This window comes from Acuticoccus sp. I52.16.1 (assembly GCF_022865125.1).
Lineage (GTDB): Bacteria > Pseudomonadota > Alphaproteobacteria > Rhizobiales > Amorphaceae > Acuticoccus.
In genome coordinates, this window is the sequence record NZ_CP094828.1 from 3,814,115 (window position 1) to 3,839,554 (window position 25,440).

24 protein-coding genes are annotated in these 25,440 nt (G+C 71.2%); 14 read left to right on the forward strand and 10 right to left on the reverse strand.

What is annotated here, in order from left to right:
• Window positions 1–59: 59 nt before the first annotated feature.
• Window positions 60–842 (reverse strand): aspartyl/asparaginyl beta-hydroxylase domain-containing protein, encoded by a 783-nt coding sequence (locus MRB58_RS17130; RefSeq protein ID WP_244778318.1) that lies wholly within the window; start codon window positions 840–842, stop codon window positions 60–62.
• A gap of 44 nt (window positions 843–886) precedes the next feature.
• Between MRB58_RS17130 and MRB58_RS17135 the strand changes: the two genes are divergently transcribed.
• A complete protein-coding gene (locus MRB58_RS17135; RefSeq protein ID WP_244782026.1) occupies window positions 887–1,345 on the forward strand; it encodes a YaiI/YqxD family protein in 459 nt (152 codons plus the stop codon).
• 57 nt (window positions 1,346–1,402) lie between these two features.
• On the opposite strand, the gene MRB58_RS17140 is transcribed toward MRB58_RS17135, so the two are convergent.
• Window positions 1,403–2,185, reverse strand: a complete 783-nt coding sequence (locus tag MRB58_RS17140) for an SDR family oxidoreductase (protein ID WP_244778319.1) — start codon at window positions 2,183–2,185, stop codon at window positions 1,403–1,405.
• Window positions 2,186–2,678: 493 nt separating this feature from the next.
• Here MRB58_RS17140 and MRB58_RS17145 point away from each other — a divergent pair, with 493 nt between their 5' ends.
• Window positions 2,679–2,888: a cold-shock protein gene (locus MRB58_RS17145; RefSeq protein ID WP_244778320.1), complete on the forward strand. Its 210-nt coding sequence runs from the start codon at window positions 2,679–2,681 to the stop codon at window positions 2,886–2,888.
• A 303-nt stretch (window positions 2,889–3,191) separates the two neighbouring features.
• Here MRB58_RS17145 and rocF read toward each other — a convergent pair whose 3' ends face one another.
• The 3 genes from rocF to MRB58_RS17160 form a co-directional block, all read right to left on the reverse strand.
• Window positions 3,192–4,106: an arginase gene (gene rocF, locus MRB58_RS17150; RefSeq protein WP_244778321.1), complete on the reverse strand. Its 915-nt coding sequence runs from the start codon at window positions 4,104–4,106 to the stop codon at window positions 3,192–3,194.
• Between the two features lie 310 nt (window positions 4,107–4,416).
• Window positions 4,417–5,727, reverse strand: a complete 1,311-nt coding sequence (locus MRB58_RS17155; RefSeq protein ID WP_256461681.1) for a cobyrinate a,c-diamide synthase — start codon at window positions 5,725–5,727, stop codon at window positions 4,417–4,419.
• A complete protein-coding gene (locus MRB58_RS17160) occupies window positions 5,684–6,493 on the reverse strand; it encodes a DUF1194 domain-containing protein (protein ID WP_244778323.1) in 810 nt (269 codons plus the stop codon). The genes MRB58_RS17155 and MRB58_RS17160 overlap by 44 nt, the downstream gene beginning before the upstream one ends.
• A gap of 123 nt (window positions 6,494–6,616) precedes the next feature.
• On the opposite strand from MRB58_RS17160, the gene MRB58_RS17165 reads away from it, so the two are divergent.
• Complete coding sequence (locus tag MRB58_RS17165; protein ID WP_244778324.1) at window positions 6,617–7,708, forward strand: cobalt-precorrin-5B (C(1))-methyltransferase; 1,092 nt, start codon at window positions 6,617–6,619, stop codon at window positions 7,706–7,708.
• Window positions 7,701–8,426 carry a precorrin-6A reductase gene (gene cobK, locus MRB58_RS17170; RefSeq protein ID WP_244778325.1) on the forward strand — a complete coding sequence of 242 codons (726 nt, stop codon included), beginning with the start codon at window positions 7,701–7,703 and terminating at the stop codon, window positions 8,424–8,426. Before MRB58_RS17165 ends, cobK begins: the two co-directional genes overlap by 8 nt.
• A 15-nt stretch (window positions 8,427–8,441) precedes the next feature.
• Here the strand turns inward: cobK and hutG are convergent, their stop codons facing one another.
• From hutG to MRB58_RS17185, 3 genes are all read right to left on the reverse strand, one after another.
• Window positions 8,442–9,236: an N-formylglutamate deformylase gene (gene hutG / locus MRB58_RS17175; protein WP_244778326.1), complete on the reverse strand. Its 795-nt coding sequence runs from the start codon at window positions 9,234–9,236 to the stop codon at window positions 8,442–8,444.
• Between the two features lie 175 nt (window positions 9,237–9,411).
• The gene (hutI, locus tag MRB58_RS17180) at window positions 9,412–10,614 is read right to left on the reverse strand and encodes an imidazolonepropionase (RefSeq protein ID WP_244778327.1); all 1,203 of its coding nucleotides are present in this window, start codon (window positions 10,612–10,614) and stop codon (window positions 9,412–9,414) included.
• Window positions 10,615–10,758: 144 nt separating this feature from the next.
• The gene (locus MRB58_RS17185) at window positions 10,759–11,040 is read right to left on the reverse strand and encodes a metal-sensitive transcriptional regulator (RefSeq protein WP_244778328.1); all 282 of its coding nucleotides are present in this window, start codon (window positions 11,038–11,040) and stop codon (window positions 10,759–10,761) included.
• 295 nt (window positions 11,041–11,335) lie between these two features.
• On the opposite strand from MRB58_RS17185, the gene thrS reads away from it, so the two are divergent.
• From thrS to MRB58_RS17235, 10 genes are all read left to right on the forward strand, one after another.
• Window positions 11,336–13,504: a threonine--tRNA ligase gene (thrS, locus tag MRB58_RS17190; RefSeq protein WP_244778329.1), complete on the forward strand. Its 2,169-nt coding sequence runs from the start codon at window positions 11,336–11,338 to the stop codon at window positions 13,502–13,504.
• Window positions 13,505–13,737: 233 nt separating this feature from the next.
• Window positions 13,738–14,745 carry an LLM class flavin-dependent oxidoreductase gene (locus MRB58_RS17195; RefSeq protein WP_244778330.1) on the forward strand — a complete coding sequence of 336 codons (1,008 nt, stop codon included), beginning with the start codon at window positions 13,738–13,740 and terminating at the stop codon, window positions 14,743–14,745.
• Window positions 14,746–14,851: 106 nt separating this feature from the next.
• Window positions 14,852–15,778 carry an urease accessory protein UreD gene (locus MRB58_RS17200; protein ID WP_244778331.1) on the forward strand — a complete coding sequence of 309 codons (927 nt, stop codon included), beginning with the start codon at window positions 14,852–14,854 and terminating at the stop codon, window positions 15,776–15,778.
• A 33-nt stretch (window positions 15,779–15,811) separates the two neighbouring features.
• The gene (locus tag MRB58_RS17205; RefSeq protein WP_244778332.1) at window positions 15,812–16,114 is read left to right on the forward strand and encodes an urease subunit gamma; all 303 of its coding nucleotides are present in this window, start codon (window positions 15,812–15,814) and stop codon (window positions 16,112–16,114) included.
• 4 nt (window positions 16,115–16,118) lie between these two features.
• Entirely contained in the window at window positions 16,119–16,379 is a 261-nt protein-coding gene (locus MRB58_RS17210) for a DUF1272 domain-containing protein (RefSeq protein ID WP_244778333.1), read from the forward strand.
• Window positions 16,376–16,684 (forward strand): urease subunit beta, encoded by a 309-nt coding sequence (locus MRB58_RS17215; RefSeq protein WP_244782027.1) that lies wholly within the window; start codon window positions 16,376–16,378, stop codon window positions 16,682–16,684. Before MRB58_RS17210 ends, MRB58_RS17215 begins: the two co-directional genes overlap by 4 nt.
• A 388-nt stretch (window positions 16,685–17,072) precedes the next feature.
• Entirely contained in the window at window positions 17,073–18,119 is a 1,047-nt protein-coding gene (locus MRB58_RS17220; RefSeq protein WP_244778334.1) for an NAD(P)/FAD-dependent oxidoreductase, read from the forward strand.
• A 370-nt stretch (window positions 18,120–18,489) separates the two neighbouring features.
• The gene (locus MRB58_RS17225; protein ID WP_244778335.1) at window positions 18,490–21,897 is read left to right on the forward strand and encodes a DNA translocase FtsK; all 3,408 of its coding nucleotides are present in this window, start codon (window positions 18,490–18,492) and stop codon (window positions 21,895–21,897) included.
• 257 nt (window positions 21,898–22,154) lie between these two features.
• Window positions 22,155–22,799 carry an outer-membrane lipoprotein carrier protein LolA gene (locus tag MRB58_RS17230; RefSeq protein ID WP_244778336.1) on the forward strand — a complete coding sequence of 215 codons (645 nt, stop codon included), beginning with the start codon at window positions 22,155–22,157 and terminating at the stop codon, window positions 22,797–22,799.
• Complete coding sequence (locus MRB58_RS17235; protein ID WP_244778337.1) at window positions 22,796–23,260, forward strand: universal stress protein; 465 nt, start codon at window positions 22,796–22,798, stop codon at window positions 23,258–23,260. The genes MRB58_RS17230 and MRB58_RS17235 overlap by 4 nt, the downstream gene beginning before the upstream one ends.
• 277 nt (window positions 23,261–23,537) lie before the next feature.
• On the opposite strand, the gene MRB58_RS17240 is transcribed toward MRB58_RS17235, so the two are convergent.
• Complete coding sequence (locus MRB58_RS17240) at window positions 23,538–24,743, reverse strand: aminotransferase class I/II-fold pyridoxal phosphate-dependent enzyme (protein WP_244778338.1); 1,206 nt, start codon at window positions 24,741–24,743, stop codon at window positions 23,538–23,540.
• Between the two features lie 38 nt (window positions 24,744–24,781).
• A complete protein-coding gene (locus MRB58_RS17245; protein ID WP_244778339.1) occupies window positions 24,782–25,384 on the reverse strand; it encodes a LysE family translocator in 603 nt (200 codons plus the stop codon).
• Window positions 25,385–25,440 lie beyond the last annotated feature (56 nt).

Below are 25,440 nucleotides of genomic sequence, written 5' to 3' on the forward strand. Positions count from 1 at the left end.
GAATGCGCGAAGCGTCGGGCGGAGGAGGCCGGCGCCGGCGTTGCTGGCGCCCGAAAACCTCAAGCGTTGGCGTAGAAGTCCTTTTCCCACGCGCGGTGTTGCCGGACGGGGTCGCGGACGAACGGCATCATCCGCGCGATCCGCAGCAAGGTCTTGTTGAGACGATCGAGCCGCCGGGGCAGCGGGCGGTGCACGTCGATCAGCAGCACCACGCGCACGCCGTCGGTGTCGTTCCAGACCTCGTGCTGGTAGGTGTCGTCGAACACCACGCACCGGCCTTCGCGCCAATGGATCGTCTCGTCGCCCACCGCCATGCGGCACTCGGCCGACGGCTCGGGCACGATCAGCCCCAGGTGCGCGCGCACGAGGCCCTTATAGACGCCGCGGTGGGCGCGGATATGCGAGCCCGGCGCCAGGATCGAGAAGAAGGCCTCCTCAAGGTCCGGGATCGTATCGATCAGCGCGGCCGTACGGGGGCAGCGCTCGCAGTTGCGCGTCGCCCGCTCGCCGAACGCGGTGAAGAAGTAGGTCTTCCACCCGTCCGTCTGGATGAGCTTGCGCTGCGTCTTGGAGATCTGCTGCATCGTCGGCAGGCACTGCTGCAGGCCGAGCACCGCCTCGAGTTCTTCGCGGATCACGGATGCGTTCGCCTCGAGCCGCGCGACCCACGGGAAGGCGCTGTTGTCGAAGACGGGGGTATCGCCGATCAGAGAAGCGTGGCCCATGACGGTCTCGAGCTTGCGCACCGCGGCCTTGCCGGGCCAGTTGATCGCGCCCTTCAGACGCTTGGTCAGGGGCTTGGACTTCGACTTCGGAGTCTGGTCGTGTGTGGTCATCTGCATGGCGTGTCGCCTTGGCAATCGCCGCCGGTCGGCTGGGGTTAGAGATGAGGACAATATTCATTGATGCGGACGCATGTCCGGTCAAGGATGAAACCATCCGTGTCGCGGATCGCTACCGCTTTGAGGTTGTGATGGTCTCGAACGGGGGGCTGCGTCCGCGGCGGGAGGCGTTCGTGCAGATGGTCGTGGTCCCCGCGGGGCCCGACGAGGCGGACAAGTGGATCGCCGATCGCGCCGGTCCGGGGGACGTGTGCGTGACGTCGGACGTGCCCCTGGCGGCCCGCGTCCTGGAGGGGGGCGCGGCGGCGCTGCGGCCCGATGGCGAGGCGTTCACGACCGCCTCGATCGGCAACGTGCTGGCCACGCGCGACCTGATGGCGGATTGGCGGGCGGCGAACCCGCTGGAGGCGGGCGGCGGCGGCAAGTCCTTCTCCGCGAAGGACCGATCCCGCTTTCTTCAGTCGCTCGATCGCCTGGTGCGGGCGGCCGCACGGGCCGGCTAGGCCGCGCGGCCGACCGAAGCGGCGGGCCGCCCGCGAAGGCCGGCCCGCCGGGACGTGTCAGCCCATAGTCGAGTTGAAGGAGCCGCCGTCCAGCAGCACGTTCTGGCCGACCATGAAGCCGACATGCTCCGAACACAGGAAGGCGGCGACGCTGCCGAATTCCTCCGGTGTGCCGAAGCGGCCGCGCGGGATCGCCTTCTGCGCGCTCGCCCGCGCCTCGTCGACGGTGATGCCCTCGTTCTTGGAACGCGCGCTCATCAGCGAGACGATGCGGTCGGTGTCATGCTGGCCGGGCAGGATATTATTCATGATGACGCCGTGCTTGGCGACCTGCCGCGCGGTGCCGCCGATGAAGCCGGTGAGGCCGGCGCGGGCGCCGTTGGAGAGGCCGATCTGCGGGATGGGGGCCTTCACCGAGCCCGACGTGATCGACACCACGCGTCCCCAGCCACGCTCGATCATTCCCGGCAGCACCTGCGTGGTGAGGAGGATCGGCGTCAGCATGTTCGCCTCGAAGGCGGCCTGCCACTCCTTGCGGCCCCATTCGGACCACACACCGGGGGGCGGGCCACCGGCGTTGTTGATCAGGATGTCGGGCTGCGGCTCGGCCTCCAGCACCGCGGCGCGACCCTCGTCGGTGGTGATGTCGCACGCGATGGCCTTCACCTCGACGCCGTAAGTGTCGGCGATCTTGGCGGCGGTGGCGTCCAGCGTGTCCTTGGTGCGTGCGTTCAGCGTCAGATGGACGCCGGCGGCCGCGAGCGCCTCGGCCGTGCCGCGGCCCAATCCCTTCGACGATGCGCACACGATTGCCCGACGGCCCTTGATGCCCAGATCCATGATGTCTCCTCGATTGACGTTGCCGATATGCGTGCCATGCCACGTCTACGACTGGCAAGCGCGCGCGACGACACGTTTCGCGCGCGGCTTTGCAATAGGTCCAAGGTCTATTGCCAAAACCGAACCATTTGGCGCGCTTTTTTAGCGAAACGTCTTGGCAACGGGGCAGTGATGTGCATTCGTTAACGCCGTATGCGGCGCTGGTTGCGACCGGTGCGGCGTCACGAAATTTTGCGGGCCGTTTTGACCCTCGCAACGGCGGGTGGACCGGACCTGATCGATTTGCCGCAGTCTTCGCGGCTCGGACGATACGCTGTGGCACGACGATTGCTCCAGCAGACGAATGTAGGCGCAACCTCAACCTCTGTTGGATTGGGTGAGCGGAACAGCGCGCACAGCGTGCTTGTTCTACTTGTGGGGTCGCGCGTGCAGGCAGTCGACGTCTGGTGCGGGGCCGGACGCGAAAGGGGACCGGGAGATAGGAGGCCATTGAATGGCGACAGGTACGGTCAAGTGGTTCAACGGAACCAAGGGGTATGGTTTTATTCAGCCGGATGAGGGCGGAGCCGACGTATTCGTTCACATTTCGGCCGTCGAACGTGCCGGGATGACCTCGCTGAGTGAAGGTCAGCGCGTAACGTACGAACTCTATAAAGATCCCAAGCGTGGCCGGACCTCGGCCGAACAGTTGAAGGCGGTCTGAGACCGCCGACGAATGCGGCGGCCCCCGCCGCCTCCAGGCAACAACCCACGCCGACGGGCCGAGCTGCGCCGGCGTCCCCCCATCCGACCCGCCGCCGCGTGAGAGTCTCCCCAGCCCGCGCCCGGCCCGCCTCCGACGTCAGACACCAGCACCGCCGACCCCAGCGCATGCGCGCGGGGCGAATCCCTCTGCTCCGCCGTGGCGCGGGCGCGCGGCGTGATCCCTTCCGTCCCTGCGTTCTCGTTTCGCTCGCCGGCCGGCGCGCCCCTCGCGGGCCGGCGTCCGGCCGTTCGCGGTGGGCGCCTACCAGGCCTTGGTCGGGCGGTCCATGATCGTGCGCCCGAAGAGGCTGGCGGCGAGGTCCACCATCAGCGTGGCGGTGCGCCCGCGCTCGTCGAGAAAAGGGTTCAGCTCGACGATGTCGAGCGAGGCGACGCGGCCGCTCTCGTGCAGCAGCTCCATCGCCAGGTGGGCCTCGCGCACCGTCGCGCCGCCCGGCACGGTCGTGCCCACCGCGGGCGCGACGTCCGGATCCAGGAAATCGACGTCGAGCGAGACGTGCAGCGGCGCGCCTGCTTCGCCCGCCCGGCGGATCGTGCGGCGGATCAGCTCGCCCATGCCGAACTCGTCGACATCGCGCATGTCGTGCACGGTGATGCCGTGGCGCGTCAGCAGCGCCCGCTCGTCCGGGTCGACGGAGCGGATGCCGATCATCGTGATGGCGTGCGGATCGAGCGGGGTGATCGGCGCGCCGTAGATGAGGTCCGCTCCCTCCAGACCCGAAGCGATGGCGACGGGGATGCCGTGCAGATTGCCGCTGGTGGTGGTGGTGAGAGTGTTGAAATCGGGGTGCGCGTCCAGCCAGACGACGTGGGTTTCAGGCCGGACATCCATGATCGCCGCGAGCGAGCCGGCGGCGATCGAGTGGTCGCCGCCCAGGAGGATCGGCACGGTGCCGTCGCGCAGAGCCTCGCCGAACGCGCGCCGCACGGCGCGGACCCAGCCGGCGGTCCGGCCGACACCGCGCGCCGGGGCGTAGGCGGCGTCGGCGATCGCCACCGGATCGGGGGTGAGGTCGCGATCGTCGGCGATGGTGTGGCCGAGGGCGCGAAGCGACTCGATGAGCCCGGCGGTGCGCAAGGCGGCCGGCCCCATGATGCAGCCCCGGCGATAGGTGCCCGCCTCGGTCGGCGCGCCCAGAACGGCCACGTTCGCCATGTCGTCATCCCGCATTTGGGCCGTGAGCGCCTCGGCCCGGACGTCGAGGTGGCTCTCGGCGAGTTCGGTGAGCTTCTTGTCGGCCGCGGCGCCCGCGTCAAGGCTGGGCGGGCGGCGACGGCGGGCGATCGCATCGCGCCCGCTCCGTCGCCCGCCGCCTCCATTCACGCCTCGGCCGCGTCGAGGGTTCCGTCCGCCGGGATCGGGAAGACGACCGACGGGCCGCGGAGATCGTCGCCGTGTCGTGCCTGCGTCCGCCGCCGGTCGCTGGACGGGCGGCCGAGGACGTAGCGAGCGCTCTCGCGCTCGGTCAGACGGTGTCGATCACGTGGGCGAAGGAGCCGCACACGGTGCCGACGCGGGTGCCGATGGGGCCGAGGGCGCGCCCGTCCGCGTCGCGCGCCTCGAACAGCGGCGGGCCCTCGCGGGCGATGGTGGCGTAGTGGAACTCGTGGCCGCGCAGGCGCCGGGGGAGGAGGCCGCCGTCGTGCGTCAGCTCGCGATAGCCGAGCGTGCGGGCGCGAGTTGCGAAGCTGGTCGCGATCGGCAGCAGGCCGGCCATCGCGTGCGGCGCGCCGTCGGCGTCGACCAGCGTCTCGCCGAGGGCCATGTAGCCGCCGCATTCGCCCACCACCAGCGCTCCGCGCGCGGCCGCGGCGGCGAGGCCGGCCTTCCAGCGCGTACCGGCGGCGAGGCGTCCGGCGTACAGCTCCGGATAGCCGCCGGGGAGGACGACGGCGTCGGCGGCGGGGTCGGGTGCCTCGTCCCCCAGCGGCGAGAAGGGGTGCAGGCTGGCGCCCGCGCGGCGCCATCCATCGAGGATGTGGGCGTAGGCGAAGGAGAAGGCCTGGTCGGAGGCGACGGCGATCCGCTGGCCGGGCGGCGGCAGCGCGTCGGGCAACGCCGGCGCCGTGCGCCGCGGCCCGTCCAGCGCCTCGATCGCCGGCAGGTCGACCACGCCGGAGATGATGCGGCCGATCGCGTCGATCCGCTCGGTGATGTCGGCATATTCGCCGGCCTGATAGAGACCGAGGTGGCGCGATGGAAAGGCGAGCCGCTCGTCGCGTGGGACGGTGCCGAGGCAGGCGAGCTCCGTCACCGCCAGGGCCTCGCGCAGCATGCGCGCGTGTTTCACGCTCCCCACCCTGGTCAGGATGACGCCGGCGATGGTGATCGTCCTGTCGAACGTCGCAAAGCCGTGCACCAGCGCGGCGACGGACTGGCTCTGGCGCGACGCGTCGACCACCAGGACGACCGGCAGGGCGAGAAGGCGGGCGATGTCGGCCGTGGAGCCGACGCCGGAGGAGGGGCCGTCGAACAGGCCCATCACGCCCTCCACCACAAGGTCGTCGTGGTCGGCGAGGGCCGCCACCAGCGCCGGACGCATCGCCCACAGGTCGAGGTTGAGGGCGGGGCGCCCGGCCGCGGCGGCGAGGAAGGCGGTGTCGATATAATCCGGTCCGACCTTGGCCGGGTGGACGCTGCGTCCGCGGGCGGCGAGCGCGGCGATGAGGCCCGTCGTGATCACCGTCTTTCCCGACCCCGAGTGCGGGGCGGCGACGACGAACCTCACGAGCCTACCACTGGTCGAAGCGGCGCCAGCGTCTCCATTGTTTCTCACCCACCATGCAGTCCACAGCCACCGACTGCGGCACCTCGATCTGCGCTTTCTGCACGGTGGGCTGGGCGCCGGCAATCTCCAGAATCAATTTGCGCCGGATCGCCTGGCCGAACTGCTCCCGGCTCTCGATCGTGATCATGAAGGAGCCCATCCCGCCGATGACGCAGCCGCGATAATATTCGTCCAGGTTCTCGATCTGGAAGAAATCGCCGCGGATGCGCTGCTTCACCATGATCGGCAGACCGTTGATGGTGATGCCCTGGCGGATGACGCGGTCGCGCGCCTCCGTCACCATCGGGCCCATGTTGTTGGGCCCGTCGCCGGACACGTCGATGACCTTGCGGAAACCGTCGATCCCATTGTCGAACAGGGCGGCGCTCATCAGGAGAGCGCTCGAGATGGAGGTGCGGCGCATGCGGCCGATGGAGGCCTCGCCCAGCGCCTTGGCGAAGAGGTCCGCGTCGCGCTGGCTCTCGATGATCGACCAGGGGACGACGGTGCGCTGCAGGCCGACCCCGGCCCACTCCACGTAGGTGACCGCGATGCGGCCCCAGTCGCCGCGACGGATGGCCCTGATGACCTCCGGATCGCGGATGGCGTTGACGTATCCCTCGCGCTGCAGCCTCTGTTCGTCGATGTCCATCGACCACGAGACATCGACCGCCAGCACCAGCTCGACGTCGACAACCGGGGGGAAATCCTGGGACCGTGCAACCGACGTCCAGGCTAGGCTAAGAAGGAAGGTAGAAACGATCGCGCGCAGCATCCCAGACTCCATGAATGCTATGGACTGATGGATACCCCTTGGGGCGTGCCGTTAGCCGTCTATGCGACCTTCATACCACCGTGACCCTCCCGAGCAGGTCGGTCAACGCAACCGAGGGGTTAGATGACCGAGGTCGAACGCAACGTTGACGCGAATCGACCCCTGCGTTCGGGGTGGACCACAGGAGCCTGCGCAACCGCTGCCGCCAAGTCCGCATACGCCCGGATCCTGGCGGGATCCTTCCTCGATCCGGTCACGATCGCGCTGCCGCGGGGCGGTTCCGCCGCCTTCGCACTCGCGCAGGAGTGGTACCGCGACGGTCGCGCCACGGCCGGCGTCGTCAAGGACGCCGGCGACGACCCGGACATCACCCATGGCGCGACCATCCTCGCGACCGTCCGCACCACTCACGAAGGTGTGACGTTTTGCGCCGGTGAGGGGGTCGGCACCGTCACCCGCGCCGGGCTGCCGCTAGCGGTCGGCGAGCCGGCCATCAACCCCGTGCCGCGGGCCATGATCACCGCCGCGCTCGGTGAGGTGGCGGCGGCGGCCGGCGTTCCCGTGGCGGCGGAGGTGACGCTCTCGATCCCCGGCGGGGCGGCGCTGGCGGCCAAGACCTGGAACCCGCGGCTGGGCATCGTCGGCGGCCTGTCGGTCCTCGGCACCACCGGCATCGTCACGCCCTATTCGTGCGCGGCGTGGATCCACTCGATCCACCGCGGCGTGGACGTGGCGCGGGCCGCGGGCCTCGCGCACATCGCCGCCGCCACCGGCTCCACCTCCGAGCGGGCGGCCCAGGCCGCGCTCGGCCTGCCGGACATGGCGATGATCGACATGGGCGACTTCGCCGGCGGGCTCCTGAAATATCTCGCCCGGCACCCCGTCGCGCGGCTCACCATCGCCGGCGGCTTCGGCAAGCTCACCAAGCTCGCCGCCGGTGCCATGGACCTCCACTCGTCCCGCAGCCAGGTGGACCATGCACGCCTCGCCGCCTGGATGCGCGAGGCCGGTGGCACCGAGGCCGACGCCGTCGCCGTCGCCGCGGCTCCCACCGCGATGGCCGCGCTCGACCTCGCCCGCCGGCGTCAGGTCGACCTCGCCGGCCAGGTGGCGCGGCGCGCCGGCGAGGCCGCGAGGGAACGTCTCGCCGGGGCATCCGTTGGCGTGGACGTGATGATCGTCGATCGCGCGGGGCATATCGTGGCGCATGGCTAAAATTTTGCTGCTCGGCGGGACCGAGGAAGCCCGCCGCACGGCGGAAATGCTGGACGCGGCCGGCGCGAGCTTCATCGTCTCGCTGGCGAGCGCGTCGGCCGAGCCCTATCCGGGCAACGAACGGCGCGGCGGCTTCGGCGGCGAGGACGCGATGGTGCGCTTCATCGAGAACGAGGGCGTCGAGGTGGTCGCCGACGCGACCCATCCGTTCGCGGCGACCATCAGCCCGACCGCCAAGCGCGCGGCCCGGCGCGCGCGCGTGCGCTACCTGCGGCTGGAGCGCCGGCCCTGGCGCCGCTCCTCCGGCGATCGCTGGGTGGACGTGCGCTCCCTGCAGGAGGCGGCCGATCAGCTCGACAACGGCTCGGTGGTGTTTCTCACCGTGGGCGGGCGGAGCCTGCGGCCCTTCCTCATGCGCCGCGACCTCGACCTCGTCGTGCGCACCATCGAGATTCCCGACCTCGACGGGCGCCGCGACGTCACCGTCATCCGCGACCGCGGCCCGTTCACCGTCGAGGACGAACGCGCCCTATTCGCCCAGTTCCGGTTCGATGCGATGGTGACGAAGAATTCCGGCGGCGATGCGACGGCCGCCAAGCTCGTCGCCGCGCGCGAACGGCGGATGCTGGTCTACATGGTCAAGCGCCCGCGCGGGCAGCCGCACGCCAACTGCCGCACGCCCGAGGAACTCGCCCGCCGCCTGCGCCGCTATATGTGAGCCGGCGCGGAGGGGCTACGGCTTCAGCCGCCCGGCCAACTCCGTGAGCCCGTCCACCACCCGCTGCAACACCTCGCCGACGAAGGCGCCCCCGTCCGCGTGGAGACCGAAGGGCGGGGCCTCGTCCATATAGAGCGCCTGCGCCATCTCGATCTGCACCGCATGGACGCCGAGCGCGGGCTGGCCGTGGTGGCGCACCGTCCAGCCGCCGCGGAAGCGTCCGTTGAGCACGGTGTCGCTCGCCTGGCGGAAGAGCCGCGTCGCCAGCTCCTCGAAGGCGGGGGCGCAGGTCTTGGTGTAGTCGGTGCCGACGTTGAAGTCGGTCAGCCGCCCGTCGAACAGCCGCGGGACGACCGAGCGGATGGAGTGGACGTCGAACAGGACCGCGATGCCGTGCGCCTCCTTCAGCCGGTAGAGCTCGCCCGCCAGCGCCTCGTGGTAGGGCGCATGATAGGAGAAGCGCCGCTCGTCGATGTCGGCGATGGTCGGCTCTGCGCCCTGCTTCCAGATCGGCCTGCCGTCGAAGTCGGTGGTGGGGATCAGCTCGGTGGTCGCCTGGCCGGGGTAGAGCGAGGCGCCGGACGGGTCGCGGTTGGCGTCGATCACGTAGCGGTGGAAGCCGGCGAAGACCTTGCTGGCCGGCCCCGACAGACCCTTGACGATCGTGTCGATGTGCCAGTCGGCGTCGGCCAGGAGCGCACCGTTCGCGTCGAGCCGGTCGGCGACGTCCTCCGGCACGCTCGGAGATGCGTGCGGGACGGAGATCAGCACCGGTCCCTCGCCCTCGATCAGGGTGAACGGTGTCGTCATCGTGCGTGTCTTGCGGTCATCGTCGAAACTCCAGTGACGCGGGGCGGGCGGCGCCGCGCGGCGGCCGTCGGGTGAGCCACCGCGCCGGCGCTCGCGAGGCGGGCATGCGCGGCTCGCGGTGCCGGTGCGAGGGGCGCCGGTGGGCGCGGATGAGGGGTGTGAGGGCGCATCGCGGTCAGCTCGGCACGCCGCCGATCAGCCGCTGGGCAAGGGGATTGTAACCGATCCGGTAGACCAGCTCGGCCGGCTGGCGCACCGACCAGACCGCGAGGTCGGCCCGCTTGCCGCTCTCCAGCGTGCCGATGTCGCCGCCCAGCCCCAGCGCGGCCGCGGCGTGGCGCGTGGTGCCGGCGAGCGCCTCCTCCGGCGTCAGGCGGAAGAGCGTGGCGGCCATGTTCATGGCGAGCAGCAGCGAGGTGAGGGGCGAGGAGCCGGGGTTGCAGTCCGTCGCCACGGCGATCGGCACCCGGTGGCGGCGCAGCGCCGCGATGTCGGGCGCCGCATCCTGGCGCAGGGTATAGTAGGCGCCCGGCAGCACGACCGCGACGGTGCCGGCGGCGCCCATCGCCGCGGCGTCCGCGTCGGTCAGGAATTCGAGGTGGTCGGCCGAGAGGCCGCCATAGCGCGCCACCAGCGCCGCGCCGCCCGAGTGCGACAGCTGCTCGGCGTGGAGCTTCACCGGCAGGCCGAGCGCCACGGCACGGTCGAACACGCGGGACATCTCGTCGGCCGAGAAGGCGATGCCTTCGCAGAAGCCGTCCACCGCGTCGACCAGGCCCTCCGCGTGTGCGGCCGCTAGCCCGGCCAGCACCACGTCCTCGAGATAGGCGGCGCGGTCGATCTCCGGCGGCACGGCGTGGGCGGCGAGCCAGCTCGTCACCACACGCACCGGTCGCACCTCGCCGATGCGCCGGGCGACCCGCAGCATCTTCGCCTCGTGCGCCACCGTCAGGCCGTAGCCCGACTTCACCTCCAGCGTGCCGACCCCCTCGGCGATCAGATGGTCGACCCGAGGCAGGGCGCTCGCCAAGAGCGCGTCCTCGTCCGCCTCGCGCGTCGCGCGCATGGTCGACAGGATGCCGCCCCCGGCACGCGCGACGGCCTCGTACGAGGCACCTTCCAGGCGCATCTCGAATTCGCCGGCCCGGTCGCCGCCGAAAACGATATGGGTGTGGCAGTCGATCAGTGCGGGCGTGACGAGGCGGCCGGCGACGTCCGTCAGCGGTCGCCCGGAATATTCCGACGGCAGCTCCGCGGCCGGGCCGACCCACTGGATCACGCCGTCGCCGAACGCCACCGCGCCGTCCGGCAACAGCCCGTATCGCTCGCCGCCTTCGGTCATCGTGGCCACCGGCCCGCCGACGATCACGCCGTCCATGTCACCACTCCTGTGCGCGGCGAGCACACTCGCTGTCCCGCGGTGCGTCAAGGGGATGGGCGAGTCCGGCGCGAACGCCGCACCGCCGGCCGGGTCGCGCGCAGGTGCCGATGGCGACGGCGAGGGCGAGGGCGAGGGCGGCCCTCAGCCGGCGCGCGTCTTGTCCATCAGCGCCACGAGGTGGAGCAGCGCCTCGCGCTGCGCATCGGCGCTCCCGGAGGTGACCGCATCGTCGACGCAGCGACGGGCATGATCGTCGATCAACAGCCGCTCGACCCCCTTGAGGGCGGACCGGATCGCGGCGGTCTGCTTCAGCACGTCCACGCAGTCGCGCTCGTCTTCCACCATGCGGGTGACCCCGCGCACCTGCCCTTCGAGGCGGGCCAGGCGGCGGAGAACGGCTCGCTTGTTCTGCGTCTGGCTCATCGGAGGGTCCTGGCGCGGGTCCGTGGTCGGGCGATGGCGACGCGGCGCCGATCGACGACCTTGGGTTAAGCGCAACCTCGCCCCCACGCAATGGCGTCACACGGCCCGGCGCGCCGCGGGAGAGGGGCGCCCGGTCGCCGCGCGGATCCGCCTCGCGACGGGGCGCGCGGCGCCGGATTTCGCCGCGCGCGGCGGGCGGGGACCGGGGCGATCCCACATTGCAATCGGTGTCCGAGAGGGGCAGATAGAGGTCCCCTGCTTACCTGCATCCGTGGGCAGAGATTGAGCGAGAGCTATGATTACAGTCACGTTTCCCGATGGCGCATCGCGCCAGTACGACGCCGGCGTGTCCGGGGCCGACATCGCCGCATCCATCTCCAAGTCACTGTCGAAAAAGGCGGTGGCGATGGTCGTCGACGGCACCCTCGTCGACCTCGCCGACCCGATCGACCATGACGCCGAGGTCAAGATCGTCACCCGGACTGACGACGAGGCGCTGGAGTTGATCCGCCACGACGCCGCGCACGTGATGGCCGAGGCCGTCCAGGAGCTGTGGCCGGGCACCCAGGTCACCATCGGCCCCGTCATCAAGGACGGCTTCTACTACGACTTCTACCGCGACACGCCCTTCTCGACCGACGATCTGGCCAAGATCGAGGCGAAGATGCGCGAGATCATCAAGCGCAACGCCCCCTTCACCAAGACGGTGAAGGCCCGCAACGACGTGCGCGAGATGTTCCGCCGGATGGGCGAAGGCTTCAAGGTCGAGCTGGTCGACGCCATCCCCGCGGACCAGGACGTGAAGCTCTACCACCAGGGCGAGTGGTTCGACCTGTGCCGTGGTCCGCACATGACCTCGACCGGTCACATCGGCGACGCGTTCAAGCTGATGCGCGTCGCGGGCGCCTACTGGCGCGGCGATTCCGACCGCGAGCAGCTGACCCGCATCTACGGCACCGCCTGGGCCGACAAGAAGGGCCTCGACGCCTACCTCCACATGCTGGAGGAGGCCGAAAAGCGCGACCATCGCCGGCTCGGCCGCGAGATGAACCTCTTCCACTTCCAGGAGGAGGCGCCGGGCGCGGTCTTCTGGCACGAGAAGGGGTGGCGGGTCTTCCAGTCGCTCATCAACTACGTGCGCCGCCGCAACGAGGCCGCCGGCTACCACGAGGTCAACACGCCCGAGCTGATGGACATCTCGCTCTGGCAGGCCTCCGGTCACGCCGAGAAGTTCGCCGACAACATGTACATGACGCAGACGCCCGACGAGCGGACGTACGCGATCAAGCCGATGAACTGTCCCGGCCACGTCCAGGTGTTCAAGAACGGCCTGCGCTCGTATCGCGAGCTGCCGCACAAGGTGGCCGAGTTCGGCAAAGTGCACCGCTACGAGGCGTCGGGCGCCCTGCACGGGCTGATGCGCGTGCGCGCCTTCACCCAGGACGACGCGCACGTCTTCTGCACCGAGGAGCAGATCGCGGCCGAGTGCCTAAAGATGAACGACCTCATCCTCTCGATCTACGAGGACTTCGGCTTCGAGGACGTCATCATCAAGTTCTCCGATCGCCCCGAGGTGCGCGTCGGCGAGGACGCCGTGTGGGACAAGGCCGAGAAGGCGTTGATCGACGTTCTGAACTCCACCGGCCGGCCGTGGTCGACCAACGTCGGCGAGGGGGCGTTCTACGGGCCCAAGCTCGAGTACACGCTGCGCGACGCCATCGGGCGCGAGTGGCAGTGCGGCACGGTGCAGGTGGACCTCAACATGCCCGGCCGCCTCGGCGCCTTCTACATCGGCGCCGACGGTGAGAAGCACACCCCGGTGATGCTGCACCGCGCGATGGTCGGCTCGCTGGAGCGCTTCTTCGGCATCCTGGTGGAGCACTTCGCCGGGCACCTGCCGATGTGGCTGTCGCCGATGCCGGTGATGGTCGCCACCATCGTCTCCGAGGTGGACGACTACGCCGTCGAGGTGCGCCGCGCGCTGGAGGCGGCCGGCATCCACGCCGAGACCGATCTGCGCAACGAGAAGATCAACTACAAGGTCCGCGAGCACTCCGCCGCCAAGGTGCCGGTGATCGCCGTCGTCGGCGCGCGCGAGGCGCAGGAGAAGACCGTCAACGTCCGCCGCCTCGGCTCGCGCGAATCGCAGACGATGCCGCTCGACGCCTTCGTCGCGATGATCGCCGGCGAGATCGTCCCGCCCGACGTGAAGCGCACCGCGGCGGCGTCCTTGCGCGCGCTCGCCGCCAAGGACCAGCGCATCGACGTGGTCGAGGTGTTCGAGGGTTTCGTCGTGAACGACGCGGTCCAGGGGCGCTCGTCCGACGTCTTCGCCACGCGCGAGGAGGCGGTCGAGACCGCGCGCCGGATCCTCGCCGAGCGCGGCGGCGGCTCGGTCTCCATCTCGACCCTCGCCGGCGAGACCGACCGGTTCACCGTCGACGGTATCGCCGCCGCGCAATAAGCGCGCCGCAACGCTCGGTCCGCGCCGAGGGCGATGCGCCGCGGCGCAGGCCGGCCCGTCACCGGCCAGCCCCCCGCGGCGGCCCGCACGGCAGTCGGCGGGTATGTCGGCGGTGCCGGAAAAAGGGGGCGGCGCCGGGGCGGGTTGTCCGGATCGGTGCTAGGGCACATATTCGGGTGTCCGAGGGCTGCCGCGGGGCGGTGCGCCCCGCCTTGCACCAAAGGACAGGCCCCATGGTCACCTACAACATCCTCGACCTTTCGCCGATCCCCGAAGGCGGGACCGCCGCGGACGCTCTCGGCCGCTCCACCGACCTCGCCCAGCATGCCGAACGCTGGGGCTATACCCGCTTCTGGGTCGCCGAGCATCACAACATGCCCGGCATCGCCTCTTCCGCGACCGCCGTCCTCATCGGCCACCTCGCGGCCCATACCGAGACTATTCGCGTCGGCTCCGGCGGTATCATGCTGCCGAACCACGCGCCGTTGATGGTGGCCGAGCAGTTCGGCACGCTGGAGACGCTCTACCCCGGCCGCATCGACCTCGGCCTCGGTCGCGCGCCGGGCACCGATCAGGCCACCGCCCGCGCGCTGCGCCGCTACGCCGATGCCGCCGACCAGTTCCCCCAGGACGTCGCCGAGTTGATCGCCTTCCTCGATTCGCGGCCGGGCGAGACCCGCGTCGCCGCCATTCCCGGCGCCGGGACGCACGTCCCCATCTGGATGCTCGGCTCGTCCACCTTCGGAGCGGAGCTGGCGGCGATTCTCGGGCTTCCCTACGCCTTCGCCTCGCATTTCGCGCCGAACATGCTGGAGGACGCGATCGCGGTCTACCGCCGCAACTTCCGCCCCTCGGACCGGCTCGCCGCGCCGCGTTTCGCGATGGCCGTCAACGTCTACGCCGCCGCGAGCGACGAGGAGGCCCACTTCCTGCGCTCCTCGCAGATGCAGGCCATCGCCAACCTGCGCTCCGGCCGCCCCGGCCCGCTGCCGCGTCCGGTCGCGGATCTCTCGGCGGTCATCAGCCCCAATCTGATGCCGATGGTGGAGGGGATGCAGCGCGTCGTCGCCGTCGGCGCACCGGCGACCGTGCGCCGGGCTCTCGCCGCCATCCAGGCGCGCTACGAGCCGGACGAGATCTTCGTCGTCTCCGCCATCCACGACCACGAGGCGCGCCTCACCTCCACCCGCCTCGCCGCCGAAGTGCTGGCCGACCTCCCCGCCGCGGCCGCCGCCCAGTAGGCCGCCTCCCGGCCGCCCCGCAGGCCCGGCGCGGCCCCGGCATCGACAAATGCCGCCGCGGCCGCCATTGAAGGCCGCGTTCGCGATGCCAAGCGGGAGCCGGCCCTTGCCCCACCTCGACCCTGCCGACGCGGCGATCCCGGATCGGGACGCCTCGCCGGCCGTCACGCCCGAGCGCTTCCAACGCAGCACGGGGGAGGCGGTCGTGCGGGTGGTCGATGCGGGCGGCGCCGCCGCGCTCGGCACCACGCGGGCGGCGGGCTCGGCCAAGCTGCGATTTCCGCGCGGCGGCGGGGGGCGCGACGCGGCCAACATCGAGGCGATGGTGCTCAACACCTCCGGCGGCCTCGCCAGCGGCGACCGCTTCCGCACCGCGATGACCGCCGAGGCGCATCGGCTCACCATGTCGACCCTCGCCTGCGAGCGGGTCTACCGCTGCGAGGAGGCGCCGGCGCGGGTGGAGCAGGCCGTCGCCGTCGCCGCCGGCGCGTCGCTGCGCCACCTGCCGCAGCCGACGATCCTGTTCGACGGTGCGCGCCTGCGCCGCCACACCCGGATCGACGTCGCGTCCGGCGCCGGCCTCACCTTCTGCGAGGGCCTCGTGCTGGGGCGCGAGGCGATGGGCGAGTGCGTCGCCGCGGCGGACGTCGTCGACCGGGTCGAGTTGCGCGTCGACGGCCGCCTCACGTTCGTCGACGCGTTCGGGCTCGACGCCGGTACCCTGGCGCGCGCCGCCGGCCCTGCGGCGCTGGCGGGGGCGCGCGGCGTCGGCCTGGTGCTGCACATCGGTCCGACGGGGCCCGTCCCGCCGCCGGCCGACGAGGAGGCCGGCGAGCCGTCGCTCGGCGAGGGGGCGGCCGCCGTCGCCCGTGCCGCGCTGGCGGGCAGCTCAGTGCGATGGGGTGCCAGCAATATCGGCATCTTGACGGTGGTGCGGGTTCTTGCGCCGGGGCACACAAGTTTGCAGGATGCGCTCGGCCGGGCGGTGGTTGCGCTGTCCGGCGCGCCGCTGCCGCGCGCATGGCAGCTGTAGCGGGCTCTGCCCGCCCGATCGTAGGACGGCCGCATGAACCTTTCGCCTCGGGAGAAGGACAAGCTCCTCATTTCCGTTGCTGCCGACGTGGCGCGCCGCCGGCGCGACCGTGGCGTCAAGCTCAACTATCCCGAGGCGATCGCCCTCATCTCCGACTTCATCATGGAAGGGGCGCGCGACGGCCGCTCCGTCGCCGACCTGATGGAAGCCGGTGCGACCGTGATCACCAGGGACGCCGTGATGGAAGGCATCGCCGAGATGATCGACCACGTGCAGGTCGAGGCGACCTTCCCTGACGGAACCAAGCTCGTCTCCGTCCACAACCCGATCCGGTGAGGCCATGCTGGAGCTGAAGCCCAACTGCGAGTGCTGCGACCGCGATCTGCCGCCGTCCTCGCCCGATGCCCGCATCTGCACCTACGAGTGCACCTTCTGCGCCGATTGCGTGGACGGTCCGCTCGGCGGCCGGTGCCCCAATTGCGGCGGCGCGTTCGTCGCCCGGCCGATCCGCCCGCCGCACATGCTCGCCAAACACCCCGCCTCCACCCGGCGCGTCCTGGGCGAGAAGCCGGAGTGCCTGGCGCTGCGGGGCGCGGCATGATCCCCGGCGAGATCATCGCCGCCGAGGGCGACATCGAGCTCAACGCCGGTGCCGAGGCGATCGAGGTCGCCGTCGCCAACACCGGCGGCCGCCCGATCCAGATCGGCTCGCACTACCACTTCTACGAAGCCAACGGCGCGCTGACGTTCGACCGCGAGGCCACGCGCGGCTTCCGGCTCGACATCCCCGCCGGCTCCGCCACCCGGTTCGAGCCTGGGCAGGCGCGCACCGTGCGCCTCATCCCCTTCGGCGGGGCACGCATCGTGCACGGCTTCAACGCCAAGGTGGCCGGCCCGCTGGACTGACGCCACGGGCTCCCGCCACCCCCGTCCGGGCGTCCGCCACCCCCGACCGTCGACGGCGTCCCGTTCGACAACCGGTGGTGCCGCCGGCGGTGCGGCCGGGGCGATGCCGGTGCTGCATGCGCCGCACGCAGGCGACTTGCCCGGCCCGGCCCGCGTCTTCGCCCTCACCAGGGCCCGATCGGCGCGCCGGTCGCGGCGGGGGAGGGGGGCCCGGCCGCACCGCGCCGGTACGGCCTCGCGGGAACCCGAGCGCGGCGCCGCACATTCGCCCGGCGTCGGCCGCCTTGTCGCAAGGCCGGTGCAAGCCCCGCGCACGAGGGGGCTTGGCGGGGGAGACGCCGGGTGTCATGGCCCTCGCGTCGGCAAAGACGCGGCATGGGGGGACGGCATGCACATCTTCGTTTCGGGAGCCGGGCCGGTCGGCATGTCGGCGGCGATCGCGCTCGCCGTGCGCGGCTACGAGGTCACCGTCGCCGATCGTGAGAGCGGCATCACCGAGGAGGCGCGCGCCGTCGGCGTCAACCGCAACTCGCTGTCGCTGCTGTCCCACTGCGGGGCGACCGCGGGCATCCTCGCCCGCGCCGAGGTGGTCCGCTCCGCGCGCATCGTCGCCGGGGAGGACACCATCGCCCGGATCAAGGTCCCTGGCCAGGACAGGCGCTGGCCGACCCTCGTCGCCCTGCCGCAAAGCGAGACCGAGCGCGTCCTCCACGAGGTGGTGGCCCGCAACGGCGTCACCATCCTCTGGCGGCACGAGACCACCGCGATCGCCCAGTCGCCCGACGGCGTCGAGGTCGAGATCACCCAGCGCGAGACCGGGGAAACGCGCACCATCCGCGCCGACTATGCGTTCGGCGCCGACGGGTCGCACTCCGCCGTCCGCCGCCTCCTCAACATCGACTTTCCGGGGCGCACGCTCCCCGGCACCTGGAGCGTCGCCGACGCCCACTGCGAGTTCCCCTGGCCCGACCAGGCCTGCGCGGTGCTCTCCGACGTGGGCGAGATCGGCGTCATCGTCACCATCGGCGAGGGGCGGCACCGCCTCATCGCCAATCACCCCGACGTTCTGGAGATGACGCGCCGGCTGATGCCCGTGCACCGCGTCCTGCGCGAGGGGACCTTCCATGTCGACCTGCGCGTCGCGGAGGTGATGGGGCGCGGGCGCGTGTGCCTGGGGGGCGATGCGGCGCATGTCCACTCGCCTGTCGGCGGGCGGGGGATGAACCTCGGCATCGCCGACGCCTTCGCCTTCGCCCAGGCCGTCGAGGACCGCGACCTCGCCCCCTACCGCGCCGAGCGGCTGGCCCAGGCCCAGCGCACCGTACGCTTGACCGACCGCGCCTATCGCGCGCTGGCGTCAACCGGCAGGCCGGCGATCCTCGCTCGCAACACGGCCCTGCGCGCCGTCGGCGCCGTCTCGCGCCTGCGCCGCTGAGGCGAGCACCTCGGTGGTAAAAATATTGTGCCCGCCGTGTTGGTCCGGCGACGGCCCCGAACCGCATAGAAGGGGCCGCCTGCGCGGGCATGAATGCGAGGGTCGGGCGCGCTGGCTCTGGCGTCATCTCGTTGATTTAGATGGCGTAATTTCCCTCGCCGCGGTGGCGTGACATTCTTGCCCGAGTGCGGCGGAAATCGACTGCGGGCGCTTCGCGGCTCCGCGGAAGGTGCAAGTCGCGCGCTTCCGGTTACGCCCCCTTAACGCAGCCCGGTCACAAAAACGGGTGACGGGGCTGGCCGTCCGATCAAGGCCACCGTGACCGAACCGAACGCCACAGCCACGTCGCCAGAAACCGATGAGGCGTGCCGTGAGCGTGATGCGTTTGAGAGCTTTGGAGCAAATCCTCGACGATCCTTCGGTGCTGTTCGCCCGCCGGGCGATGGCCACCGTGTCGGGGCTCGCCTTCCTGGCGCTGTCCGTGATCCTGTCGATCGCGCTGGCGACCTGGACGGTCTCGGATCCCAGCTTCACCCATGCCACCGACGCGCCGGTCGTCAACGCGATGGGCTCCTTCGGCGCCGCCTTCGCCGATCCCGTGATGCAGCTCTTCGGTGTCGCCGCGCCGCTCCTCATCCTGCCGTTGCCGCTCTGGGGCCTGCGCCTCGTCTCGGGCCGGCCGGTGGGGTGGACGCCGGGGCGCCTGGGCGCCGGCCTCGCCGCGCTGTTCCTGGCACCGGGTTTCGTCAACGTCTTCCCCGTCACCGAGAGCTGGCCCTTGCCGCTCGGCCTCGGCGGCGTCGTGGGCAGCGTGCATCACTTCGTCTGGGCGGACATCTGCGGCATCGGCTCCGGCGCAGTCTTGGGGTTCATCGGCGGCGTCACCGGCCTGCTGGCGGCGGTCGCGCTGGTCTCGGCGATCACTCCGGTGCGGCGCCGCGAGCGGCCGGCCGACCTCGGCTTCACCATTCGCCGCAGCCGCATGGAGCCGGACGAGTACGGCCTCGACGACACCGACGCCTATGAGAGCGACGCCTCGTCGCGCCTCGCCGAACTGTACGGCGCGATGGCGCACTCGGTGATGATGTTGCGGGCCCGGCTGATGGGACCGAAGGCGCGCCGCCGCAAGCCGTCCGCCAAGCGCGCCCCGGCGCCGACCAACGCGCTTCGCGCCGCGCTCGAAGGGGCGCCGGAGGCCGAGGCGGACCAGGACGTCTATCGCCCGCGCCGCGCCGAGCGTCCGCGCCGCGAGAACGCGCGCCAGGTCCCGCCCGCGCCGGGCTTTGTCGAGGGCGAACTGCCGTTCGACCTCGACGACGAGCCGGAGGCGCCCGCGCCGCGCCAGCGCGCCGAGCCCGCGCCGGTCCGCCAGCCGCGCCCGAGCCGCCGGGCCGCGGAGGCCGCCCAGCGCGCCGAGCGGGGCCGTCGCCCGGCCTCGGCCGAGCGGACCGCCGAACCGGGGCGCCGTGCCGACGCCGCTGCCGCTGCCGCCGCCGCGGCTGCCGGAGCGATGGCTTTCGCGCGCCCGCTGCGCGGTCCCGCCGCCCGCCTGCAGCAGCTCCCCGCCGCACCCGGCACCGCGCCCGCCCCGGCCACCGCCACCGCCGCCGTGCCCCCGCGCGAGGCCGCCGCCCGCGAGCGCGCCGCGCTGGACGAGAAGATCGTCGCCGATGACGGCGCATGGGACGAAGATGCCGCGCAGCCGCCCCTCGGCTTCGAGGCGGGGCCCGAGGACGCGCCCCTCGCCGAAGTCGAGGAGGCCGAGCTCGCCGCCGACTACGAGGACATCGCCGGCGTCGACGGGATTGCCGACGCCGCCCTCGAGGACGACGACGCCGGTTACGAGGACGACGACGCCGCCGGCTACGAGGACGACTACGACGACGGCGAGGACGAGCCCGCCGCCCCGGCGCCCGCGACCGCCTATGCCGAGGCGGACGAGTTCGACGACGAGTTCGGCGAGGACGACTACGACGAGGAAGACGCGGCCGAGGAGCACGACGTGCCGGCGGCCACCGCGGCCGCGCCGGCCGCCCGCCGCGACGAGCCCCGCTACGCCGCGCCGGACGGCTATGACGATGCCGAGGCCGGCTGGGAAGACGACGCCGACTACGACGACGAGGCCGAGGACGGCGACAGCGAAGACGGCGCCATGTACGACGCCTCCGGCAGCCGCGTCATCCCCGCCGCCGGCGCGATGAAGCCCGGCCGGCGCATCGTGCGCGAAGCGCAGCCGAGCTTCCTCACCCCGTCGGAGTACGAGTTCCCGCCGCTGGCCCTCCTCACCTCCGCCCCCGCCGACCGCGGCGACCGCGAGCTGACCGAGGATGCGCTCGAGGCCAACGCCCGCGTCCTGGAGGGCGTGCTCGCCGACTTCGGCGTCAAGGGCGCGATCATCAACGTGCGTCCCGGCCCGGTCGTCACCCTCTACGAGCTGGAGCCGGCGCCCGGCATCAAGTCGAGCCGCGTCATCGGCCTCGCCGACGACATCGCCCGCTCGATGTCGGCCGTCTCCGCCCGCGTCGCGGTGATCCCCGGCAAGAACGCCATCGGCATCGAGCTGCCCAACTCGCGGCGCGTGACGGTGTACCTGCGCGAGCTGCTCGCGTCGGAAGACTTCGAGCGCACCAAGCAGAAGCTGCCGATGTGCCTCGGCAAGACCATCGGCGGCGAGGCGGTCATCGCCGACCTCGCCCGCATGCCGCACCTCCTGGTCGCCGGCACCACCGGCTCGGGCAAGTCGGTCTCGATCAACACGATGATCCTCTCGCTCCTCTACCATCACAAGCCGGAGCATTGCCGCATCATCCTGATCGACCCGAAGATGCTGGAACTTTCGGTCTACGACGGTATCCCCCACCTGCTGACGCCGGTGGTGACGGACCCGAAGAAGGCGGTCTCGGCGCTGCGGTGGGCGGTGCGGGAGATGGAAGACCGCTATCGCAAGATGGCCAAGCTCGGCGTGCGCAACATCGACGGCTACAACCAGCGCCTCAAGGAGAGCCAGCGCCAGGGCGAGCCGCTGTCGCGCCTGGTCCAGACCGGGTTCGACAAGCGCACCGGCGAGGCGATCTTCGAGGAGGAGGTGCTCGACCTCGATCCGATGCCCTTCATCGTCGTCATCGTCGACGAGATGGCCGACCTGATGCTGGTCGCCGGCAAGGAAATCGAAGGCGCGATCCAGCGCCTCGCCCAGATGGCGCGTGCCGCCGGCATCCACCTCATCATGGCGACGCAGCGCCCCTCGGTCGACGTCATCACCGGTACCATCAAGGCCAACTTCCCCACCCGCATCTCCTTCGCGGTGACGTCGAAGATCGATTCGCGCACCATCCTGGGCGAGATGGGGGCCGAGCAGCTGCTGGGCATGGGCGACATGCTCTACATGGCCTCCGGCGGGCGCATCCAGCGCGTCCACGGCCCGTTCGTGTCGGACGAGGAGGTGGAGGACGTCGTCGCCCACCTGCGCTCCCAGGGCGCGCCCGAGTACCTGCACTCCGTTCTGGAGGACGACGAAGAGGAAGAGGAGGGCGCCGGGGGCGGTGCCGCCTCGGGCCTCGACGCGATGTCGGAGTCGGACGATCTCTACGACCGTGCCGTCGCGCTCGTCCTGCGCGACCGCAAGGCGTCCACCAGCTACATCCAGCGCCGCCTGTCGATCGGCTACAACCGTGCCGCGACGCTGATCGAGCGGATGGAGAAAGAGGGCGTCGTCAGCCCCGCCAACAACGCCGGCAAGCGCGACATCCTCGTGCCGGCCGAGGGCGAGGCGGCCTGACGCGCGTCGTCGCGGTGCAGGCCCCCGCGGCCATTCGTCGACGACCTGCGCGCGCACGGCGCGGTCCGAACGACCGCAGGGCGCTTGCGCCGAAGGAGGGGCGGGCCCAGATGCGGCTGGCCCCATTGTTTGTGAGGGTGCCTATCAGTGTGCGCCACCTCGCTCTCGCCCTTGAGCGGCCAAGCGAGGTGTGGTCATTCATAGGCCGTGTACTTTGCGCGAGGCCGAGAGTGCCCGCGCAATCGTCGGAGGATCCCATGATCGCGTTCCCTCGTTCCGCCCGCCGGGCAGCCGCTGCCGCCGTCGCCGCAATCGTCATGGCGAGCGCACCCGCCGTCGCGCAGGAGGCGACCGACACGGCGCTGGTCGAAATCAATCAGTACTTCAACGCTATCGACACGATGCGCGGCGAGTTCGTCCAGTTCGGGCCCGACGGGTCCCGCACCCAGGGCCGCTTCGCGATCTCCCGCCCCGGCAAGGTCCGCTTCTTCTACGACCGACCCTCCACGCTGGACATCATCGCCGACGGCACCTCCGTCGCCGTGCGTGACCGTCGCCGCAACACGCAGGACATCTGGCCGCTGTCCAAGACTCCCCTGCGCTTCCTGCTCGACAACACGATCGACCTCACCGCCGACGCCAAGGTGACCGACGTCGAGGTCGCGCCCGACCTCATCTCGGTGCGCATCGAGGAGGACACCGCCTTCGGCGAAGGCGCGCTGACGCTGCTCTTCGATTCGCAGAGCAAGGAGCTGAAGCAGTGGAACGTGGTCGACGGCAAGGGGCAGGAGACCAGCGTCTCCATCTACAACGTGTCCACCGGAGTCGACGTCGACAAGGATCTCTTCGAGATCGACTACCAGCCGGTGATCGGTGAATCGGGGCGTCGGTCCGGCCGGTGAGTTCGCGCAAATTCCTCGTCATCGTCGACGATACGGCCGAGTGTGAGCTGGCGATCCTCTACGCCTGCAAGCGCGCGGCGAAGACCAACGCTTCGGTCGTCGCCCTGTGCATCGCCGCCACCTCGGAGTTCCAGCACTGGCTGGGCGTCGAGAATCTGATGCGCGAGGAAGCCGAAGAAGAGGCCGAGGAGATGCTCGACCGCGTCCTCGCCAAGATGGCGCCCAAGCTGCCTTTGGAGCCCGAGCGCAAGGTCATCATCGCCAACCGGATCGAGGGGATCCGCCAGGCGATCTCGGAGGACCCGTCGATCATGGTGCTGGTGCTCGCCGCCGCCCAGGGCTCGGAAGGGCCGGGGCCGCTCGTCAGCGCCATCGCCGGCGGCCAGGCCGGCGGCTATCCCGTCCCCATCACCATCGTTCCGGGCGGCCTCAAGGAAGACGAGATCGACGCGATCGTCTGACCCGATCGCACCCGCGGTGCGACGCGGAACCGCCGCTGCGAGGGGGTTCCCCCCTCGCGCTCCCTCCGTCTCGGCGACGGCCAGCCGTTCAGCTCAGTCGTCCGCCGAAGCGGCGGACAGCTGAGCTGAGCGGCCGATCGAGCGTGGGTGGAGGTCCGCGGCGGCGTCAAGTCCCCGTCCTCCCCATGCTCGCGCGGTGCGCTGCGCGTGGGTCCGGGCGGGGACCTGACCCCGCCGCAGACCTCCGAGCCGGGCGAATGGCCGGGTGTTTGCCGTGTCAGCGCGCGGTGACGGCGCGTTTCGGGGCCGCTTGGGGGGCGAGGAGGGCGGCGACGCGCGTCAGCCCCTCGCGGGTCTCCTCGTAGGGGGCGACGAGGGCGAGGCGGATGTGGCCGGCGCCCGGATTGTCCGCCCCCTCGCCGCTGGCGAGCAGGCTGCCGGGGATGACCTTCACGCCCTTCTCGCGCCACAGCGCCTCGGTGACGGCGACGTCGTCGCCTACCGCAAGCCACAGGCAGAAGCCGCCGGCCGGCGTCACCGCGCCGTCGAAGAGTGGGCCGAGGATCTCCTCCGCGGCGGCGAACTTCTCGTCGTAGAGGCGGCGGTTTTCGATGACGTGCGCCTCGTCGTCGTAGGCGGCGGCCGCGGCGTCCTGGAGCGGGAGCGGGACCTGTGGCGCGATCTGGTTGCGCAGGCTTTTCATCGCCTCGATCACGTCCGGTGCGCCGGCGACGAAGCCCACCCGCATCCCCGGCACGTTGGAGCGCTTGGAGAGCGAGTTGAGGACGATCAGCCGCTTCAGGATCTCGGGTCGCTCCCTGGCCACCTCGAGGGCACCCACCGGGGCGCCGTGTGCCTCGCGGTAGATCTCCGAGTAGCACTCGTCGGCGAAGAGGAAGAAGTCGTGCCGCTCGGCCCGGTCGAACAGGGTGTGCCAGTCGGCCGCGCTCGCCACCGAGCCGACAGGGTTGGACGGCGAGCCGAAATAATAGGCGATCGCGCGGTCCAGCACCGCCTCCGGGACGGCGGCGAAGTCGGGCAGCGGGGAGGGGCCGGCGGGCGTGCGCATCGCCGTCGCCTCGGCGCCGATCACGTGCGCGGCGCTCAAGTAGGCCTGATAGTAGGGGTTGGCGTAGAGCACCGTGGGGCGTGGCTTGGCGAGCCAGTCGCGCGCCGTCACCAGCGACAGGACGAGCCCCTCGCGGCTGCCGGCCAGCGGCAGCAGTGCGCCCGCCGTGTCGAACCAGCCGTCCAGCTCGTAGCGCCGGTCGATCCAGCCGTGCACCGCGCGCTGGAAGTTGGCGTTGCCGGCGATCGGCGGGTAGGGACGGAAGGCCGCGGTCTCTGCCGCGATGATCTCGCCGATGAAGTCCGGCGGGGCGTGCTTGGGGCCACCGACGGAGAAGTCGACCGGGTCGGCACCGGGCGGGGTCTCGCCGAGGATGCGGCGCAGGCGGTCGAACGGGGATTGGGGGACGGTCATCGGGGCCAGATGCTCTGTTTCTTGCGCGGCGGCAAGCATCAGCGGTCGAATACCATCCATAGGGCCGAGACCGCCAGCAGGATGCCCATCGTCACGTTGAAAATCCGCAGCCGCCGGCCGCGGCCCAGGAGCCGCTGCAGCGCGGCGCCCGCCGCCGCCCACGCGTTGGCCGACGTGAGGCCCACCAGAATGAAGACGCCCGCGATCAGCGCCGCCCCCAGCGTGGGCGACGTGCCGGACGCGAACGTCGCGGCGACGCCGATCGACATCACCCACGCCTTGGGATTCACCCACTGGAAGGCCGAGGCGCCGAGGAAGCTCAGCGGCCGGGAGGCGTCGTCGCCGTCCTTCGGGGTTTGCAGCGCGATGCGCACCGCGAGGTAGAGCATCACGCACAGTCCGCCCCACGAGACAACCTCGCGCACCGTCGGCTGCGTGCGGAAGATCTCGCCCAGACCGAGGGTGACGATGAAGAGCATGAACGGGAAGCCGATGGCGACCCCGAGGATGTGCGGCAGGGTGCGCCAGTAGCCGAAGGTGGCGCCCGAGGCGGCCAGCATGAAGTTGTTGGGCCCCGGCGACCAGGTGGTCGCCATCGCGAAGGCCGCCAGGGCGAGGAAGGTGTCGACGGAAAACGGCATGGCGTCCTGGCGGAGTGGCGGCGCGCGCGCCGCGGGCTGGCTTCTTCGGGGCGCGG

What these genes read in the sequence shown, in the direction of transcription:
- MRB58_RS17160 (WP_244778323.1), bottom strand. Translation starts at nt 6,493, where the DNA reads ATGCTGCGCGCGATCGTTTCTACCTTCCTTCTTAGCCTAGCCTGGACG.
- MRB58_RS17245 (WP_244778339.1), bottom strand. Translation starts at nt 25,384, where the DNA reads ATGCCGTTTTCCGTCGACACCTTCCTCGCCCTGGCGGCCTTCGCGATG.
- MRB58_RS17195 (WP_244778330.1), top strand. Translation starts at nt 13,738, where the DNA reads ATGGTCACCTACAACATCCTCGACCTTTCGCCGATCCCCGAAGGCGGG.
- MRB58_RS17165 (WP_244778324.1), top strand. Translation starts at nt 6,617, where the DNA reads ATGACCGAGGTCGAACGCAACGTTGACGCGAATCGACCCCTGCGTTCG.
- MRB58_RS17205 (WP_244778332.1), top strand. Translation starts at nt 15,812, where the DNA reads ATGAACCTTTCGCCTCGGGAGAAGGACAAGCTCCTCATTTCCGTTGCT.
- hutI (WP_244778327.1), bottom strand. Translation starts at nt 10,614, where the DNA reads ATGGACGGCGTGATCGTCGGCGGGCCGGTGGCCACGATGACCGAAGGC.
- hutG (WP_244778326.1), bottom strand. Translation starts at nt 9,236, where the DNA reads ATGACGACACCGTTCACCCTGATCGAGGGCGAGGGACCGGTGCTGATC.
- MRB58_RS17135 (WP_244782026.1), top strand. Translation starts at nt 887, where the DNA reads ATGAGGACAATATTCATTGATGCGGACGCATGTCCGGTCAAGGATGAA.
- rocF (WP_244778321.1), bottom strand. Translation starts at nt 4,106, where the DNA reads ATGGCGAACGTGGCCGTTCTGGGCGCGCCGACCGAGGCGGGCACCTAT.
- MRB58_RS17240 (WP_244778338.1), bottom strand. Translation starts at nt 24,743, where the DNA reads ATGACCGTCCCCCAATCCCCGTTCGACCGCCTGCGCCGCATCCTCGGC.
- MRB58_RS17140 (WP_244778319.1), bottom strand. Translation starts at nt 2,185, where the DNA reads ATGGATCTGGGCATCAAGGGCCGTCGGGCAATCGTGTGCGCATCGTCG.
- MRB58_RS17210 (WP_244778333.1), top strand. Translation starts at nt 16,119, where the DNA reads ATGCTGGAGCTGAAGCCCAACTGCGAGTGCTGCGACCGCGATCTGCCG.
- MRB58_RS17230 (WP_244778336.1), top strand. Translation starts at nt 22,155, where the DNA reads ATGATCGCGTTCCCTCGTTCCGCCCGCCGGGCAGCCGCTGCCGCCGTC.
- MRB58_RS17220 (WP_244778334.1), top strand. Translation starts at nt 17,073, where the DNA reads ATGCACATCTTCGTTTCGGGAGCCGGGCCGGTCGGCATGTCGGCGGCG.
- MRB58_RS17145 (WP_244778320.1), top strand. Translation starts at nt 2,679, where the DNA reads ATGGCGACAGGTACGGTCAAGTGGTTCAACGGAACCAAGGGGTATGGT.
- MRB58_RS17185 (WP_244778328.1), bottom strand. Translation starts at nt 11,040, where the DNA reads ATGAGCCAGACGCAGAACAAGCGAGCCGTTCTCCGCCGCCTGGCCCGC.
- MRB58_RS17130 (WP_244778318.1), bottom strand. Translation starts at nt 842, where the DNA reads ATGCAGATGACCACACACGACCAGACTCCGAAGTCGAAGTCCAAGCCC.
- cobK (WP_244778325.1), top strand. Translation starts at nt 7,701, where the DNA reads ATGGCTAAAATTTTGCTGCTCGGCGGGACCGAGGAAGCCCGCCGCACG.
- thrS (WP_244778329.1), top strand. Translation starts at nt 11,336, where the DNA reads ATGATTACAGTCACGTTTCCCGATGGCGCATCGCGCCAGTACGACGCC.
- MRB58_RS17215 (WP_244782027.1), top strand. Translation starts at nt 16,376, where the DNA reads ATGATCCCCGGCGAGATCATCGCCGCCGAGGGCGACATCGAGCTCAAC.